This is a genomic window from Odoribacter laneus YIT 12061 (genome assembly GCF_000243215.1).
In the GTDB taxonomy this organism is placed as follows: Bacteria; Bacteroidota; Bacteroidia; order Bacteroidales; family Marinifilaceae; genus Culturomica; species Culturomica lanea.
In genome coordinates, this window is sequence record NZ_JH594596.1 from 1,350,924 (window position 1) to 1,367,851 (window position 16,928).

Genomic DNA, 16,928 nt, shown 5'->3' on the forward strand with positions numbered 1-16,928 from the left:
ATTTTACTTTCCCTCGCTTTCCAGCAGTATCTCCCAATATTCTACAGCTCTTCGCATATGAGGAATCACAATCGTTCCTCCCACTAAATTAGCTACAGAAAAAATTTCAAACATCTCCGGCGTCGTCACTCCCAGTTCGTAACATTTTTCCAAATGATATTTAATACAATCATCACAGCGAAGTACCATAGAAGTCGCCAGCCCCAGCATCTCTTTCACTTTAGCGGGAAGAGCCCCATCCATATAAGTATTTGTATCAATATTAAAAATCCGCTTAATCACCTTATTATCGGCTTTCAGGATCTTCTCATTCATTCTTTCCCGATATTCCCGGAATTCTTTCAGTTGCTCATTCATTGTTTTTAATTTTTAATGCTATCCGAAAAAGCGGACAATGTCGTTTACATTGGCCAAAATAAAAAGTCCCAATAAGATCATCATTCCTGTTATCTGTGCATATTCCATAAACTTTTCACCGGGTTTCCGCCGGGTTATCACTTCATACAGCAGAAATAAAACATGTCCTCCGTCCAATGCAGGAATCGGCAAAATATTTACCACCGCCAGCATAATCGAAATAAACGCCGTCAATTCCCAAAAGATCTGCCAATCCCAAACACCAGGGAAAATACTTCCCATCATCATCACTCCTCCCACCGATTTATAAGCTTCTACGCTGGGCGAAAATATCAATTTCAATTGTTTAAGGTATGACGATATCGTCTGCGCACCCTTCGCTATTCCTGCCGGAATGGCTTCCCCAAAACTATACTTCCGGAAAGCAAGCTCCAGTCTTTCTGTAGAACCAAAATAAATCCCGAATTTCCCGTCATTTCCCAAATCAAAAGCAAATTGTAAAGTATCTTTTCCCCTCAACACTTTCGTCTCTACCCGGGAATCAGCATTTGCTGCCAGCATATCTGTAAATTCATCGTAAAAACGAAATGTACGTCCGTTCACCGCCAGAATCTTATCGCCTTTACGTATGCCAGCGTCATAAGCCGCAGAATAATCAGCAAATTCAGCCACGTATGTACTATCCATCAGCTGACGGGGCACCAATAAACGGACTCTGTTATTTTTAGAGGATAAGGCCAGTAAATCAGCGGTAAACGTTTCGGGAATATCTAAACTGATCAGTTTTCCCTCCCGTTCCACCTGAACTGTTTGGGAATGGTCCAAGGTCATATCAGCCAAGATATCTGAAAATCGTTCTACTTTTACGCTATCCAAAGAAACGACAATATCCCCCGTTTGCATCCCCATTTTTTCGAACAAAGGATCGCATACCACCCCGTATTTTACATTTTCTGCCGGCAAATAGGTTTCTCCCCAAGTATACAAGACCATGATATAAATCAAAAAAGCGAATACCACATTTACCATTACCCCTCCCAGCATGATCAATAAACGTTGCCAGGCCGGTTTGGAACGGAATTCCCAAGGTTGGGCCGGCTTTCGCATCTGAGCCGTATCCATCGACTCGTCAATCATACCGGCTATTTTTACATACCCCCCTAACGGAAGCCAGCCGATACCATATTCTGTTTCTCCTTTTTTAAATTTAAATAATGAAAACCAAGGATTAAAAAACATATAAAATTTTTCCACCCGGGTTTTAAACAGTTTCGCAAAAAGGAAATGCCCAAATTCATGGAATAACACCAGAATAGACAAACTCAATAACAACTGCACTATTTTTACAAAAACATCCATATATTCCCTCGTTTACTATTTACTTTTTAAATACCTTCACCCGTTCTTCAGCTTCTTGACGTATTTCCCGATCTGTCTGTATATAATCTTCTAAAGAAGGCTGAGCAACGAAATGTCCCTTATCCATACATTCTTCAATCAAATCCGACATGGCCGTAAAAGAAATCCTTTCCTGCAAAAAAGCTTCCACAGCCACCTCATTAGCCGCATTAAGTATACAAGGCATATTCCCGCCTTTCAGCATCGCCCGGTAAGCCAAATTTAAATTGCGGAATGTCTGACGATCCGGCTCCTCAAAGGTCAGCGACCGACAACTGCAAAAATCGACTCTTCCGAAATCCGACTGTATTCTGTCCGGATATGTCAAAGCATACTGTATGGGCAAACGCATGTCCGGAACTCCCAACTGTGCTTTGATGCTGCCGTCGGCAAATTCTACCATAGAATGAATGATAGACTGGGGATGCACCACTACCTCTATCTGCTGCGGAGCCAGCCCGAATAACCATTTGGCCTCTATGACCTCAAATCCCTTATTCATCAGAGAAGCAGAATCAATAGTCACTTTAGCTCCCATATTCCAGTTCGGATGTTTTAAAGCTGCCGCGGGAGTAACAGACTGTAAATAGGAATAATCCTTTCCCCGGAAAGGTCCCCCCGACGCGGTCAAAATAATTTTTTCTACCGGATTGTTCCCTTCTCCTGCCAAACACTGAAAAATAGCCGAATGTTCCGAATCTACCGGTAGAATAGGAGTTTTATGCCGAAGGGCCAATGTATGAATCAATTCACCCGCCACAACCAAAGTTTCTTTGTTCGCCAAAGCGATAACTTTTCCAGCCTGTATTGCATTTACTGTCGGCAGCAATCCGCTGTAGCCGACGGTAGCCGTCACGACCATATCGACTGTTCCGGCAGCCACTACCTGCGATAAGGCCTCCTTTCCGGCATATACTTTAATATCCTCTGCCTTCAAAGCTTCTTTTAACTCGGCATATTTATTTTCCTCCGCAATGACAACCATATTGGGCTTAAAACGAATAGCCTGCTCAGCCAGTAATTTTACATTCCGGTTTGCTGTCAAAACTTCAGCACAAAACAAATCGGGATGCGCTTCTATCACCTGTAATGTCTGTGTTCCTATCGAGCCCGTCGAACCTAATATGGCTAATCTTTTCATTTCTTTATTTTTTAAACAGCATACTCTATCGTTTATGCCAGGTATACCAAATATTATCTATCTGAATTTAATAAAATTTTCCGGATTTAACGGATTCCCTGCCCGCCATAATTCAAAATGCAAATGCGGCCCTGTTGTTTCCTCTCCCGTATTTCCGACGATGGCAATTACTTCCCCCGCACGTACGTAATCCCCTTGTTTTTTCAGCAAAGTGGAATTGTGTTTGTATACCGATACCAGATTATTTTCGTGCTGGACTTGTATGACATAACCGGTTTTGATGGTCCAATCCGTAAAGATTATGACTCCGTCAGCAATGGTCGACACTTTCGAATTAGCCTTGGCCACCACATCCGTACCGAAATGACCGCTTTTCTCATCGAAACTGCGACTCACAATTCCTTCCACCGGAGGAAAAAAATGATAATAATCCCTATTTTGTTCCTTGTTTAAACCCACCATAAGGTTAAACCGTTCCCGCTCTTCTACGGTAGAACGGAATTCGCTTTCCTCAGGACTGATACCAAATTGTATGGTATCGTAATTATTTTTTATACTATCATTTTTTTCCTCTTCGATCTGCGTATGATCTTCCCCTCGCAAAATCATCTGTATGGAAGCCAGAAAGCGGTCTCTCTTTTTCAGTTCCACTTCCAAAGAATCTACCCGTAAAGCATTTTCAGTGATAAGCTTCCGCATATTACCATCCGGATAGCCCGGAATAAATTCTTTTAAACCGGTAAAAGCGATTAATAAGGTAGTCAGGGTAATTAAAATAACAGCTATGACGCTTAAAGTCATAAGTACATGTAATCGAGACAACCGCATGCTAAAAACTTCTTCATAGGAAGTCTCATTCTGGATAGACAATTTATACTTATATTTTAACCTATCCCATAATCTTACTTTTTCTTTTGCCATAGCAATGATTTTAGCTTCCAAAATTACTACAACAATTTGAAAACCGGAAATATTTTCTCCTTTAATCCGGAATAGGTTGTTCTCCTATAGGTATAAAAGCAAAAAAAACTTTTTGGACAGATCAGCAGCTTTTAAAATCTGAGGGGGAAAATCTTTCAGGCTTTTGATTGACGAACCTATGGTTGTGATAAATAGTATTCGTCAGAATATTTCATCCCGCCCATCGCATCGTGCTGATTTGTTCCTGCCCGAAACATTTATTTTCAAAAAGGAAAAGTTTCCTCCAGGGAATCCACCCCGTTAAACATCGAAATATTGACAGACTTGAATTCTATTTTTCCTGGTATTTACTTTCCTTTTTGGTATCAACAGACAGGGAATTACAGATTTTCCGATTGATTTCTCTGATTTTATTTTCATCCAATTTTACTTTTTCCCGATCGTAAGTCATCAGGCCGTTTACTTCTATCTCCACATCTGTCGTCTGTGTATAAACAGCAGCCGAAAAACCGCAAGGTATCAATTGCAAAAGCATTCCGGCGTATTTCAGATATTCCGCCGTTGCTGCTTCTCCGCTCTTAAACTCAACATACCCCCAATTACGGGATGGCTCCCACAAATGTCCTTCACAAGCCAGACCGATTCCTCCGAACTCTCCCAATACGGTAGCCCGCTGAGCATCGTACAAATAAAGATCAGGAGCCGGATAGTTGTGAAGATCCAGCATATCCCCACAGGTATAATGATTTCCACCACTCGCAGGATTCACTAAACGGCTCGGATCGTAATTTTTCGTCCACCTTGCAATCTCTTCCGTCTTAAACTGGCCCCAAGCCTCATTGAAAGGAACCCAGACTCCAATACTGGGATAAGAATAAAGATAATCCATTATTGCCTGCCACTCGCTGCGGTAAAGGGTTTCGGAAAATTCACTGCGGTTCTTTTCAGTTCCCTTAAAGTAATCCCGGTTTTGCCACTCCGGACCGCGGTCCCCGTTTGGCATATCCTGCCAAACGATCATTCCCAGCCGGTCGCAATGATAATACCAACGGGCAGGCTCTACTTTCACATGCTTACGAATCATATTAAACCCCCAGGCTTTCGTCTTTGCAATATCGTAGCACAAGGCTGAATCGCTCGGAGCCGTATACAATCCGTCCGGCCACCACCCTTGATCCAAAAGACCGTATTGAAATAAATCCCGGTTGTTCAGTTGCATACGTACAATACCCCTCCCGTCCCGTTTGACCGAATACTTACGCATGGCCGCATAGCTCTTTACCCGGTCTACACAACGCCCTTCCTCCCATAAAGAAACGGATAAGTCGTAAAGGAAGGGACTTTCCGGACTCCACAACGACATATCGGAAGGCATAGGAACTTCCAAACGCTGACCTGTCAGAGAACGGGAGGAAGAAACCGACTTCCCAGCAGCACTCACATCCACCTGCAACACCCCTTTACCTTCCGTAGATACTTCCACGGAAAGAATATGTCGGTCTATATCAGGCGTAATCCGAAGAGATGAGATAAAATGCTCCGCTACCGGCTCCAACCAAACCGTCTGCCAAATCCCGCTCACTGAAGTATACCAGATTCCTCGAGGCCGGTTTACCTGCTTTCCCCGGGGCTGCACGCCCTGATCGGTAGGATCGCTTACCCTGACCGTCAACCGGTTATCACCTTTTACCAAAGCCGCCGTGATGTCAAAAGCAAAAGGAGTATAACCTCCCCTATGGCTCCCTACCTTCACCCCATTTACCCAAACATCTGTTTGCCAGTCCACAGCCCCGAAATGTAAGAGAATCCGCTTTTTCTTCCACGAAGGTTCCAGCTGAAAATCCCGTTTGTACCACAATTCTTCATTCGCTTTTAAAGCCCGCCCTACTCCCGAAAGAGCAGCTTCCAAAGCAAAAGGTACCAGTATCTGCCCCTCATAAGCCGAAGGCTCGCCACTACCCACAGGCAAAACAGCATACTCCCACAAGCCGTTCAGGTTTTTCCATTCCTCCCGTTCCATAATCGGACGGGGATATTCCTGCAACACCTGCGCCGGATCCAACTCTTTTCCCCAATGTGTCAGCAACCGATCGCCGGCAGGTTGCCACTGGCCCATACCCATAAAAGGATATCCCCAAATTAAAACGAGCAAATAAATCTTTTTCATAAACTCCGTTATTCTAGAAAATAATATACCCTATAAATTATTGTTCCGGATACTATTTAGCAAAAATAGCACCGGAAACAACTTTTTACAAATAATTTATTTACATTTTTTTACTTTTTACCGAAGCTTATTTTTTCAAAAACTATTTTTTCTTTTGTAAAAACTTCTCAGCCCTCCCGGGTGTCAACAACTCCCAAAGAGAAGCGACAGTCCAGCCAGGGGCAAAAATATTATTATAAAATCCCTTTCCATTTTTTCCATAATCCCAGCAGGTATGCTGTACCACCTCGGGATAATATCCTTCTTTAGCAATCCCGCACAGATGTTCTTTATAAGGAAGCAATTGAACCATTGAAGAAGAAATGACATCCGCAAAATTTTTAAAGCGGGGTTCTTCGTATTCCCGGGCAAGCCAACGTAATACATCCGCAAATTCAAATACAAACACGTCAATATGGTTATTCTCTACCGAAACATTTCCCCAGCCCCTGGATTTCAAACCGATATCCCCCAACATTTGTCCGCGGGCAAAGGGAACATCCCATAAATAGTACCACGAAAGGGCAAAATAGGCCGCCTGACGGGACAAATCCGCATAATGCCGACGCTCTTTTCCCCGGCTGACCAAAGCCATATACCAAGCTGCTGTGGAAGCATACAAAGAAGCTTCCTTATCTTCGCAATTGGCATCCAAAGTAGAAGAAAAATAATCGGAACGGGATATTAATTCCTTTTCCAGATAAACAAGGGAACGCTGAGCCGCCTTGAGATAGCGGGAATCTCCAAAATACCGATACCCCATAACCAACGGCAAGACAGCAGAAGGAGTACTTCCCCCGCTCTTATCCAAGAGTGAGCCGTCTTTCCGGAATTTCCGCGGAAAACTTCCGTCCGCATTTTGTAAATGTAAAAACCGGTCCAATAAAATACTCACCCGCTTCTCCCCTTCTTTACACTCTTTTCCCCTATCTTTTTCATGACGGAGATAATACAGCAAAGCATAAGCTCCTTCCGATTGACGACGGATGCTATAACAATCTTCTTCCGTTCCCTCTGAAAAATTTACAAATTCCCGCAACAGCCCCTCTGCCGTAAATCCCTCTGTCAGATAACTGTCAAATACCTTACGGGCATCTGTCTGTAATCCCCTATCGGACTGTTCTTCTCCATACTCCATAGCGTTATAAGCATTCAACAACGTACGACCGATAAAACCGACCTCCGCCACGCCGTTGGGTTGACAATCCGCCGTCCGTAGATGGGCGCCGGAATAATATTTCAGTGCATAATCCTCCACCAAGCTCTGCCTGAAATACTGGCTTAATACAGCCTTTACTTCCTGAACGGTATAGGAATTTTCTAAAGGTACAGGCTGATAAGTGTCATAACTGTACTCCCACAATTGTTTTATAAAATCAGAATAATCGCTGGCCTGCCCCTGGCAAATGATCCACTCCAACCGGACACTTTCTCCTTTCTGAAGATACTGAAAGGCCTTTACAGCAGGAGCAAGCGTCAATTTACGAAGATAGGTATAAGGACTTTCGGCAAAAGGAAATCCGAACACCACTGTAGTCCGTCCGTTGTCCTCTGCAAAGCCGGTATGTCCGACAGAGGTCTCCCCCGACAAAATAACTTCTCCTTCCTTATGCGTCGTCAACGCATCCTGCCCGAAATTCCCCGTTCGCAAAACGGCAGTATATCCCCCGCTCTGCTCATCCCATATACCGGTTAAAGGAGCACTCAAGCGGTCTTCCCTCACTGTCCAATGCCGGGACAGGCGAAAAGAAGGGGTATTTTCAGGAGAACGAAGATTACGGCGATACCAAAAACCGGGCAGGTAAAATAAACAACTGTCCTGACGGAAAGGTAATACCAAACGCTGGGAAAAATGGAAATATACATCCTGATGAGCTGTCAGCGTCACTACCAATTTTTGTGTACCGGAATTTCCCGTTACCCGACGTACAATCTCTACAGGAAGAATATCCGTTGCCGGCCAATGTGCCGGACAGATTCCTTCTTCGTCCGATGCGGCATTTAAAGGGTAAACAATAGCCGCATTACCCGGTTTTTTCAAAACGATCTCCGATTTTAAACAAAGCGTATTCTCTCCATTCACACCCTTGAAAAACCCGAAGATCCCCACAAGAATGATCCCTATATATTTCTGAAGCATATTTTCCGATTAAAAATGTTTATGATTCTTGTATTTTCATTTCTATTCTTTGACGGTTTTCATTTCAATAAAAGGAACTTCTGCCTCCAGAGCCGGTTCTTCTTTCCGGACGCTCGGCCAACCTTTTTCCCATTCGACACGATCCAGCATCAATACCCGACCTCCCGGTTTTCTTCTATCAAACGCATGATAAAAAATCCAGTCTTTTCCCGCATCATCTGTCACTATCTCTGAATTATGTCCTGTACCCGCAAAAACATCGTTTCCATGCAGGAAAACTTCAAAATAATTTTCCAGTAAAAGTCTTCCTGATTTGTCCGTATACGGTCCCCAGAGATTTTCAGCCCGGCCGACAACCGTGGTATAAGTACTATTCACCCCTTCACAACAAGTCCCGATAGAACCGAAGAAATAATAATATTTTCCTTTTTTATGAATGTATGTCGCTTCGAAAGCAGTACCAGCAATCTGTTTCTTTTCCGCTCCTTCCTTGAGAGATAGTCCGTCTTCACTCAATTCTATTCCGAATATCCCGTGGAAGCTCCCCCAAAAAAGGTAATTCTTCCCCTGATCGTGAATATAAAAAGGATCAATAGAATTTGTTACGCCTATCGTACTACTGCGAAATAATATTCCCAAATCCTGAAAAGGACCTGCGGGCTTATCCGCTATCGCCACCCCAATACCACAACTTTCTACTCCGCCCCACTTCGACATCGAATAGTATAACACATAACGCCCTCCAATAAAATTGATATCAGGCGCCCATAATCCCCCTCCCGGTTCAAAATCGGGACGGGAATTTTCTGCAAAAACAGATCCGCATAATGTCCATTCCACCATATCCCGGGAATAGAAAACCGGCATATTGCGGATGTCCTCAGTGGCATATAAGTAGAACATTCCATCTTCTGCCTTTATGACAGTAGGATCGGGAACACTGTAGGCAAGGATCGGATTCCGATATTTTCGAACTTCCTTTTCTTTCTTCTCTCCTGAAAGACTGCAACCGACAGTCAACAACAGAAGTATTCCGATTATAATTTTCTCCATCTTTTTATCTTTTATAAATAGCATCTGTAAAAGGCCCTTCAATCACCATCTTATCCGGTCCCTCCTTCTGGGAAACAAAACGTACATAGCCGATATGCATGGTACGGGGGTGAATTTCCTCTGCACTCCAATGGGCATGGAACACAATTCTCAATTTTCCCTCTTTATCGGTAAACAAAGCACTGTGACCGATTCCGACCATCCCAGCTGTTTGCTGCAAGAGAGGATTATCGGCATATTTTACCCACGGACCTTTTATATTTTCAGCCGTAGCAAACCCAATTCCATAGTAAGGACTCTCATAACTGTTAGCAGAATAGGTCATGTAATAGGTCCCCTTGTGCCGGATCACAAAAGCCCCCTCGTTCACCCGGGGCCATACCTGCTCCCATTCCTGGGAGACATGTATGCAAGGATACATTGTTTCTTTGCGAAGACTCTGCAAATCTTCGTTTAGTTCAGCCCCCCAGATATTTAGTCCGTCGTTAAAGCGGTCAAAAAACAAATAAGCTTTCCCGTCCTCGTCTATAAATAAAGTGTTGTCAATACTTTTCTCTCCTGTCAGCATCGGCTGTTCTCCTTCCTGACGAAAAGGTCCCAAAGGAGAATCAGCAACGGCCACACAAATCTGCTCTTCTGCCGTATAATACATATAAAAACGCTCTCCAACCGCATATACTTCCGGTGCCCAAAACCAACGGTCTCCCCACACATCTTCTTTTCTCAAAGCCAATCCGTCTTTTACATCTGCAATTTCCCACTCCTTTAAATCCTCCGAGACCAAAACCTGAATCCCATTTTCAGCAAAAGTGCCATAAGCATAATATTTTCCTTCAAACAACATAATAAAAGGGTCTCCCAATAATACCGGCCCGGATGCGTTATGATCCGGAATGCTACCCCACACCAGGCAAGGCATACAAAAAATTCCGACGAACAAAAACCACATCTTACTTTTCATATCCCCTAATTTTCTGTTAAGGTATGATAACGCACCAATCCTTCCATGGGAGAAATGACGATACGCCCTAAAGGCATATGGTATTTTTCAGCCACTTCAGCCAATATATCCTGAAAATAATAAGCCACAGAACCGATACAATTAAACGAATAGGTTTCATAAGCCGGATAACGGCAAACCAATTTCTCAAAAAGCTGTTCAAAAGCGTTCCGAACGATACCCATCAAATAAGGATGAGCCGTCGGATCCGAAGTGATAAATTTACAAAAACCGGCACAAAACCGATTGGCCATAGGCTGGGTATAAATCCGGTCGATCAGTTCATCCGCCGTATAACCGTATGTTTCCCGGAAACGGGATCCAACTTCATCCGGCATTTCCCCCCGTATATAATCGCATACCAACTTCTTGCCGATATATCCTCCGCTCCCTTCATCTCCCAAAATAAACCCCAGAGAATCAATGTTATGAGTAATCCGATTCCCATCGTATAAACAACTGTTGGTCCCGGTACCCAGGATAGCAGCAAATCCGGCATTTCTTCCTAAAAGAGCCCGGGCCGCAGCCAGTAAATCCATAGCTATAAAAATCCGGGCATGCCGGAATACTTTCGACAAAGCATTCCGCATAAAATCGTATTTATCCTCTGCACAACCCGCACCATAAAAGTGAACTTCCTCCACTTCGTCCCAGTCATAACCCGGAATTAAACTTTCCTTTAAGGAAGTAACCAGATATTTTTCCGTAATATAATAGGGATTATAACCCTCCGTAAAGAAAAAACGAGTATCCGTATGCCGACCTGTCACACACCAGTGAGTTTTAGTCGATCCTCCATCTGCTATCAGTATCATAATATTTTCAGCGATTATTGATTTTTATTTTCTCCACGATTATAGGGAGTATGTTCTTGGGAAAACAAGCGGGTTGTCCATACCAAAAAAAGGACCCGTATCCTTCATAGTCTGCAGCCCGGATATGCGGATCAGTGGGCAGATAACTCGGCACATCGTTACAATAAGCAGCCACTGAAACGAGTTGATCAGGCCATATATTACGGATAGCTATACCGTATTCTGTCACCGCTTCCCGCGACAATCCGACAAGTTTCCAGTTACCAATCCGGAGGGTTTGTACATATACCGGCATATTAACCGGCATGCAATTCTCCTCATACCGCTTTAACATTAAGTCTGCCCAGCGTACATTTTTTTCGGCTTCTAAATTTCCAGCCTGACCGCTGTTTTCCTCTTTAAAGTTTTTTATTTTTTCTTTATCCCAAGCCTTTATCGGAATCAATACAGAATCCCAGCCCCAGGAAAGCTCTCCCCGAATCTCTACCAATTGTCCGGACAAAGCTTTTTGTACATCTGCCGCCAAAATCTCACCGGTTTTCCAATGATCCTCGTGCATCGGATTAATATCCCCTGCACAGCCCTGAATAAACAAAGCATTCTTTATTCCCGCAGCTTCTACAAGCTGACGGGCTACTCCCGGAAAATTCGGGCTGATCCGGAAGCCTTCCGCTCCTGCATTGCGAAAAACCGCATGACAACCTGTGAGAAACAAAACATTTTTCTCTCCATTTTTGGAGTCTACGGTCTCCAATACATCCAGAGTCGAATCGTATAATGCCTCCTCTCCGGAAAGACTCCGATTCCCTCCGATAGAGGTATGCGTACGGGCAAAATAAAGGCGAACTTCCCGCCTGTTTTTCAAAGCTTCAACAGCCGCTTTCACCAATCCCGGTTTTACCACTCCATGCAGATAAAGGGTATCCGGTAGTTGGTTGTGTTCCGCCCAAGTATACCATCCTTGAGAAACCGGAGCAAAATGTGTATGGGAAGCATTTACTAAAATAGCTTCAGCCGGTATACCTGTGCGGGCTTCGATTTCTGCCTTTACTTCTGTAATCATAGAAATATCAAACCCACACAAATCCGCTGTTATCACCAGTACAGTCTTTTTTCCAGAGGTTAAAGCCAATGCCCGGGCTGTCAATCCCCCTTCCGTACTGTGAACGGCCTTGTAGAGTTTTCCCTCTTTTCCGACAGCAAAAAGCCGGTTCGCAGCCACAGCAATCTGGTAAACCGGTTCCTTCCAGTTTATCCCATTCTGATACCCGATTTTTAACCAGGGAGTATACGTTTCTCCCCAAGGATGTTGCCATAAAATCTGATTGGCCGTAAGAGCATACAGACGATCTTGTGCTACCGCCAAACCCAGCACTTGCTCCGCTTTTCCTATTTTTCGCCAACCGATATGATCGCGGTCCGGAACCCCTTCCCACATCTCGTCTTTATCTGTTGCCAAATAGAGTTTTCCATTTCCGGAAGTGAATCCTCTCGCGGTATGCACCGTCTCCATCTCCTTCCACTTCCTACCGGAAACCGCCTTTACCCACAATCGATTTTTACTGTCTATGGCATATATTTTATTGCGGCAAACTGTTATAAAACAAAAATCCGTATTTTTTTCCAACGTTTTCCATTCCAACCGTCCTTTCTCCCATCGTCCCCGACGTAATTCCCCCTCAGCTGTCAAAGCATATAAGCCTTTTTCCTCTCCCGCCAATCCTTTTACACCAGGGATTTCTCCGCTCTCTTCCCATTTTAGCGTAAAACGACCCTCTCCCGGATAACCGTATCCGGCTAAGGAAAGCGAAAACACAGAAGAATCAGGTTCTATACTTACCCGGGCAGTACCGGCTAGGTATCCGTCAGCCCAGCATTTATACTGTAATAAAAGCAAAACGAATCCGCAAATAAATATTTTATATCTCATCGTATCCCGATTTTAATGACTTTTAAAATTTTTCTTTCACTTTTTTTATGACCACATCGAAAACATTTTCCGGAAAAAGACAAGGCTGTGCATTCCAGAAAAAAGAATTATATCCCTCATAAGTACCCGCTTTAATATGCTCTGCATTGGGTAAATAACTGGGTACATCGTTGCAATATCCCAAAACAGAGATATATTTGTCCGGCTGTAAGGCCTTTATCGCTATTCCATACTGGGTAACGGCCTCCCGGGAAAGCCCTACTAACCGCCAATTCCCGATGTTGATAATTTGTATGTAAACAGGCATGTATTGCGGCACAGTACCAGCTGCATAATGTGAAAGCATCATATCTGCCCAACGCACGTTTTTCTCGGCTTCCACATCTCCCTCCTGTCCCCTGTTTTCTTCCCGGAATTGCCGGATCCGATCTTCACTCCATACCCGGGCCGGTAACAAAACAGAATCCATTTCATACGTAATTTTTCCCCTCAAGGGAATACCTTCTTTTTCTATAATCCGCAGCACCTCATCTCCCAATACCACTCCCGTTTCCACCGGGTCCCAAGCCCGGGGATTAATATCTCCGGCACATCCCTGTAAAAACAATGCCATGTCCGCCCCGGACTTCTCTTCTATGCGGCTTCGGGCGTAACCGGGAAAATTCGGACTAATGGTATACCCCGAACGCCCTTCGTTCCGGAACACAGGATGGCAACCCGTCAGAAATATAAATCCCTTGTGATTTTTCGCCTGAATCTGAATGACATCCAAAGCTGAATCATATAAGGCATCCGCTCCGGAAAGACTGCGGTTCGCTCCAATAGCTGTCGTTCCACGTCCGAAAGTCAGCTTTGATTTCTCCAGGCGGTCCAAAGCCTGCTCAATCGCTTCTATCATTCCTTTTTTTACAAATTCATTTAAATATAAACTGTCCGGCAATTGCTGGTGTTCTCCCCAAGTGGGAAAAGCTTGTGCCACCGGAGCAAAATGAGAATGAGAAGCATTGATCAATATCGCCTCGGCCGGAATCCCTCTTTTTCGGGTAATTTCTCTCTTTACGGCCGCTCCCAGAGAATAATCAAATCCCGTTAAATCAACCCCTACAATAACGGCTGTTTCTTTGCCGGATTTTATAGCTACTGCGCTGGCAGAAAGGGCATGTAAACTGCTGTGTTCAGCAATATACACCACTTCCTCCTCCGATAATCCGTACAACCGTCCCCCTGTTACGGCAATCTTCTTCATACGAACGGCACAGGTAGAACCGTTTAACCAGGCTATTTTCAGCCAAGGCTTGTCTGCTCCCAAATACCTCTGCCACAGCAATCCGTCTGCTGTTAAGGCATACAACCTCTCTCCGTAAGCCGCCAAAGAGATAATAGAACCAGCCTCCCCAACTCTCTTCCAGCGAAGTTGCCTATTTTCCCACCTTCCTTCCCATAAACCCTTCCCTTCCACTACTGCATAAAAACATTCACCAAGGGTGGTTAAAGCCTGAATTCCCGGGAAAGTACCCACTTTTTTCCAAGCTCCCGGAAAATTTTCCGGTTTCCCTTTCCAGATATTCCCGGTTTTATCACATGCATACAAATCTTTCCCCAAGCCCGCCAACAGGCAAAGAGAATCGGAAGGAGCACCGATAACTTTCCACTCTCCTTTCTGATCGCTGATTTCTCGTTTTAATAAACGGCCGTTTCTATTCAGGGCATAGAGACAACCGGCATAACCGGTCATCTCTGTAACATCCACTCCCATGCCCTTTTTCACCCATTCCAATGTAAACCGGCCTTCACGCGGATAACCATATCCGGCTAAAGGCAATGAAATCAAGGAACAATCGGGCTCTATACTCACCCGGGCAAAACCCACTTCATATTCCGATTGAGCATTTGCCACAAACGAGCATCCCCAAAATAACACTCCCAACATAAAACTCCGTTTCATACGTTCTTATTTTATTTTTTATCCTCGCAGAAGAACAGCATACTCCCAACCGATACGCTTCATTCCCCTGCTTTTTTCGTTTTTAAAGTCTGTTTTTTAACTTTACAAGCGGTTCCCTATTTCGATTTCTGATGAATAAAAATAGTCGTAGCAGTAGTACTTCTCTTTCCGGAAGGAGCTACCGTTATAGCTTTCAGTTCGCGCTTTTGTCCCTCCGGAACAATGATCCGGAAAGGCTTCTCATACAGATAATCCGTCTCCCGGGCAGGCTGTCCTTCGAAATTGTAATAAATCTTTCCTCCTTCCACCGGAACTTTCAGACTAACAGTAAATTCAGCCCCGTAAAGAGTATCCCGTTCCATCCCGATCGGTTCCGGTACCCGGTAAATAATTCCGGTAGTGTCCAGCCAGGCCAAATGTACCGGCAAACGTTCTTCTTTAAAATTTTTCAAATCTTTTACTTCCGGAACAGACCAGGCAATCTCCGACAAGGCCATTAAGCGGGGGAACAACATATACTCTGCCTTCCGGTAGGTATCTATATGTTCGGTCCACAAGGGAGCTTCTACCCCAATGATATAGGGACGATGTTCGGGAGCCAATTGTTCGGGAACCGGCTCATACACATACACTCTTTCTGTCGGGTTATATCCCCAACCAATGGCTAATGGTTCCTGTGCCCGATCTCCCTGAATATAATCGAAATAAAGAAATGCGTTCGGAGCCATAATGACATCGTGATGCTGACGGGCCGCTTTAATTCCTTCACTCGTATCTCTCCAATTCATAACCGTAGCTCTCGGAGCCAATCCCCCTTCCAAGATCTCGTCCCAGCCGATAATCTCACGCCCTTTTTCATTGACGAATTTCTCTATCCGCTTTACAAAATAGCTCTGTAATTCAAATTCGTCTTTTAAACCTTCCTCTTTTATCCGTTTTTGGCAATACGCACATTTTTTCCATCTTTCTTTGGGACATTCATCTCCACCGATATGAATATACTTTCCCGGAAATAATTCCATCACTTCCGTCAATACGTCTTCTAAAAAACGGAAAGTTTCCTCTTTGCCGGCACAATAGACATCCTCATATATTCCCCACCATTCTGCCACCCGGAAAGGTCCCGGCTGATCCCCGCAGGCCAAATGCGGATAAGAAGCCAACGCAGCCAGCGAATGCCCCGGCAACTCGATTTCCGGAATAATAGCTACATGCCGAGCCTGGGCATAGGCTACAATATCTTTCACTTCTTCCTGAGTATAATATCCTCCGTAAGGAATACCGTCCCCACCTGTCATTTCCTCATCATAATTACTGACGCAGGTCTGAGCCCTGTATGCTCCTACTTCCATCAGTTTCGGATATTTCTTTATCTCGATCCGCCATCCATGATCTTCCGTCAGATGCCAATGGTAAACATTCAGTTTGTATTTGGCCAGCAAATCAATCTGTCTTTTGATAAATTCTACCGGAAAAATATGATATCCGACCTCTTGCATAATACCCCGGTAAACGAAACGAGGAGCATCGTCTATCTCAGCACAAGGTATTTGCATTTTTCCCTTTCCGGAAGCTACAGAACACATTTGCATCAGAGATTGCAAACCGTAAAAACCCCCTGCTTCCTTCCCCCGTATTTCTATACGGGAAGGAGTTACCAGAAGATGGTAAGCTTCTGCCCCCATCTCCTGGGTTCCGGAAGATTGAAAACAAATTGTCTCTTGGTATTTCTTTTTGGCACGGTCTGTAACAGGCAGATCCAAACCGAAATTCCGGCATAAATATTCCTGGAATAAACGGGCGTTAGCTAAATCCGCTTCCGTTTCATACAAAATAGCCGCCTTTTTTACATTCGTAATCTGAAAATATCCCGAATGAACCTTCACGGACAAAGGTGCCGGAATAATTCCCAAGTTCCGGTCAGACACTTCCGCAACTGCCCCTAAAGGCATATATCCTGCAATCAAACCGAATAAAATGATTTTCCGTATACTAGTAAAACAAATTTTTCCCATACTTTTC

General features: G+C 44.2%; 12 protein-coding genes. All 12 read right to left on the reverse strand.

The features are described 5' to 3' along the window. Positions 1 to 3: 3 nt before the first annotated feature. The 12 genes from HMPREF9449_RS05675 to HMPREF9449_RS05730 all read right to left on the reverse strand — a co-directional run bounded on the left by HMPREF9449_RS05675 (position 4) and on the right by HMPREF9449_RS05730 (position 16,921). Positions 4 to 357, reverse strand: coding sequence for a carboxymuconolactone decarboxylase family protein (locus HMPREF9449_RS05675; protein ID WP_009136284.1), 354 nt, complete (start codon positions 355 to 357; stop codon positions 4 to 6). A gap of 18 nt (positions 358 to 375) precedes the next feature. Continuing rightward, positions 376 to 1,716: an RIP metalloprotease RseP gene (rseP, locus tag HMPREF9449_RS05680; protein WP_009136285.1), complete on the reverse strand. Its 1,341-nt coding sequence runs from the start codon at positions 1,714 to 1,716 to the stop codon at positions 376 to 378. A gap of 19 nt (positions 1,717 to 1,735) precedes the next feature. Beyond that, complete coding sequence (locus tag HMPREF9449_RS05685) at positions 1,736 to 2,896, reverse strand: 1-deoxy-D-xylulose-5-phosphate reductoisomerase (RefSeq protein WP_009136286.1); 1,161 nt, start codon at positions 2,894 to 2,896, stop codon at positions 1,736 to 1,738. 57 nt (positions 2,897 to 2,953) lie between these two features. Further along, complete coding sequence (locus HMPREF9449_RS05690) at positions 2,954 to 3,817, reverse strand: M23 family metallopeptidase (RefSeq protein ID WP_009136287.1); 864 nt, start codon at positions 3,815 to 3,817, stop codon at positions 2,954 to 2,956. Between the two features lie 331 nt (positions 3,818 to 4,148). Beyond that, the gene (locus HMPREF9449_RS05695) at positions 4,149 to 5,984 is read right to left on the reverse strand and encodes a glycoside hydrolase family 2 protein (RefSeq protein WP_009136288.1); all 1,836 of its coding nucleotides are present in this window, start codon (positions 5,982 to 5,984) and stop codon (positions 4,149 to 4,151) included. A 142-nt stretch (positions 5,985 to 6,126) separates the two neighbouring features. Next, a complete protein-coding gene (locus HMPREF9449_RS05700) occupies positions 6,127 to 8,163 on the reverse strand; it encodes a hypothetical protein (protein ID WP_009136289.1) in 2,037 nt (678 codons plus the stop codon). Positions 8,164 to 8,205: 42 nt separating this feature from the next. Continuing rightward, positions 8,206 to 9,216, reverse strand: coding sequence for a family 43 glycosylhydrolase (locus HMPREF9449_RS05705; protein WP_009136290.1), 1,011 nt, complete (start codon positions 9,214 to 9,216; stop codon positions 8,206 to 8,208). Positions 9,217 to 9,220: 4 nt separating this feature from the next. Further along, positions 9,221 to 10,177 carry a glycoside hydrolase family 43 protein gene (locus tag HMPREF9449_RS05710; RefSeq protein ID WP_009136291.1) on the reverse strand — a complete coding sequence of 319 codons (957 nt, stop codon included), beginning with the start codon at positions 10,175 to 10,177 and terminating at the stop codon, positions 9,221 to 9,223. A 5-nt stretch (positions 10,178 to 10,182) separates the two neighbouring features. Continuing rightward, positions 10,183 to 11,031, reverse strand: a complete 849-nt coding sequence (locus HMPREF9449_RS05715; RefSeq protein WP_009136292.1) for a hypothetical protein — start codon at positions 11,029 to 11,031, stop codon at positions 10,183 to 10,185. Positions 11,032 to 11,038: 7 nt separating this feature from the next. Beyond that, positions 11,039 to 12,961, reverse strand: a complete 1,923-nt coding sequence (locus HMPREF9449_RS05720) for a hypothetical protein (protein WP_009136293.1) — start codon at positions 12,959 to 12,961, stop codon at positions 11,039 to 11,041. A 22-nt stretch (positions 12,962 to 12,983) separates the two neighbouring features. Next, positions 12,984 to 14,906, reverse strand: coding sequence for a hypothetical protein (locus tag HMPREF9449_RS05725; protein ID WP_009136294.1), 1,923 nt, complete (start codon positions 14,904 to 14,906; stop codon positions 12,984 to 12,986). A 116-nt stretch (positions 14,907 to 15,022) separates the two neighbouring features. Beyond that, on the reverse strand, positions 15,023 to 16,921 hold the full coding sequence (locus HMPREF9449_RS05730) for a beta-N-acetylhexosaminidase (protein WP_009136295.1): 1,899 nt from the start codon (positions 16,919 to 16,921) through the stop codon (positions 15,023 to 15,025). Between the last annotated feature and the right edge of the window lie 7 nt (positions 16,922 to 16,928).

What these genes read in the sequence shown, in the direction of transcription:
- HMPREF9449_RS05675 (WP_009136284.1), bottom strand. Translation starts at nt 357, where the DNA reads ATGAATGAGCAACTGAAAGAATTCCGGGAATATCGGGAAAGAATGAAT.
- rseP (WP_009136285.1), bottom strand. Translation starts at nt 1,716, where the DNA reads ATGGATGTTTTTGTAAAAATAGTGCAGTTGTTATTGAGTTTGTCTATT.
- HMPREF9449_RS05685 (WP_009136286.1), bottom strand. Translation starts at nt 2,896, where the DNA reads ATGAAAAGATTAGCCATATTAGGTTCGACGGGCTCGATAGGAACACAG.
- HMPREF9449_RS05690 (WP_009136287.1), bottom strand. Translation starts at nt 3,817, where the DNA reads ATGGCAAAAGAAAAAGTAAGATTATGGGATAGGTTAAAATATAAGTAT.
- HMPREF9449_RS05695 (WP_009136288.1), bottom strand. Translation starts at nt 5,984, where the DNA reads ATGAAAAAGATTTATTTGCTCGTTTTAATTTGGGGATATCCTTTTATG.
- HMPREF9449_RS05700 (WP_009136289.1), bottom strand. Translation starts at nt 8,163, where the DNA reads ATGCTTCAGAAATATATAGGGATCATTCTTGTGGGGATCTTCGGGTTT.
- HMPREF9449_RS05705 (WP_009136290.1), bottom strand. Translation starts at nt 9,216, where the DNA reads ATGGAGAAAATTATAATCGGAATACTTCTGTTGTTGACTGTCGGTTGC.
- HMPREF9449_RS05710 (WP_009136291.1), bottom strand. Translation starts at nt 10,177, where the DNA reads ATGAAAAGTAAGATGTGGTTTTTGTTCGTCGGAATTTTTTGTATGCCT.
- HMPREF9449_RS05715 (WP_009136292.1), bottom strand. Translation starts at nt 11,031, where the DNA reads ATGATACTGATAGCAGATGGAGGATCGACTAAAACTCACTGGTGTGTG.
- HMPREF9449_RS05720 (WP_009136293.1), bottom strand. Translation starts at nt 12,961, where the DNA reads ATGAGATATAAAATATTTATTTGCGGATTCGTTTTGCTTTTATTACAG.
- HMPREF9449_RS05725 (WP_009136294.1), bottom strand. Translation starts at nt 14,906, where the DNA reads ATGAAACGGAGTTTTATGTTGGGAGTGTTATTTTGGGGATGCTCGTTT.
- HMPREF9449_RS05730 (WP_009136295.1), bottom strand. Translation starts at nt 16,921, where the DNA reads ATGGGAAAAATTTGTTTTACTAGTATACGGAAAATCATTTTATTCGGT.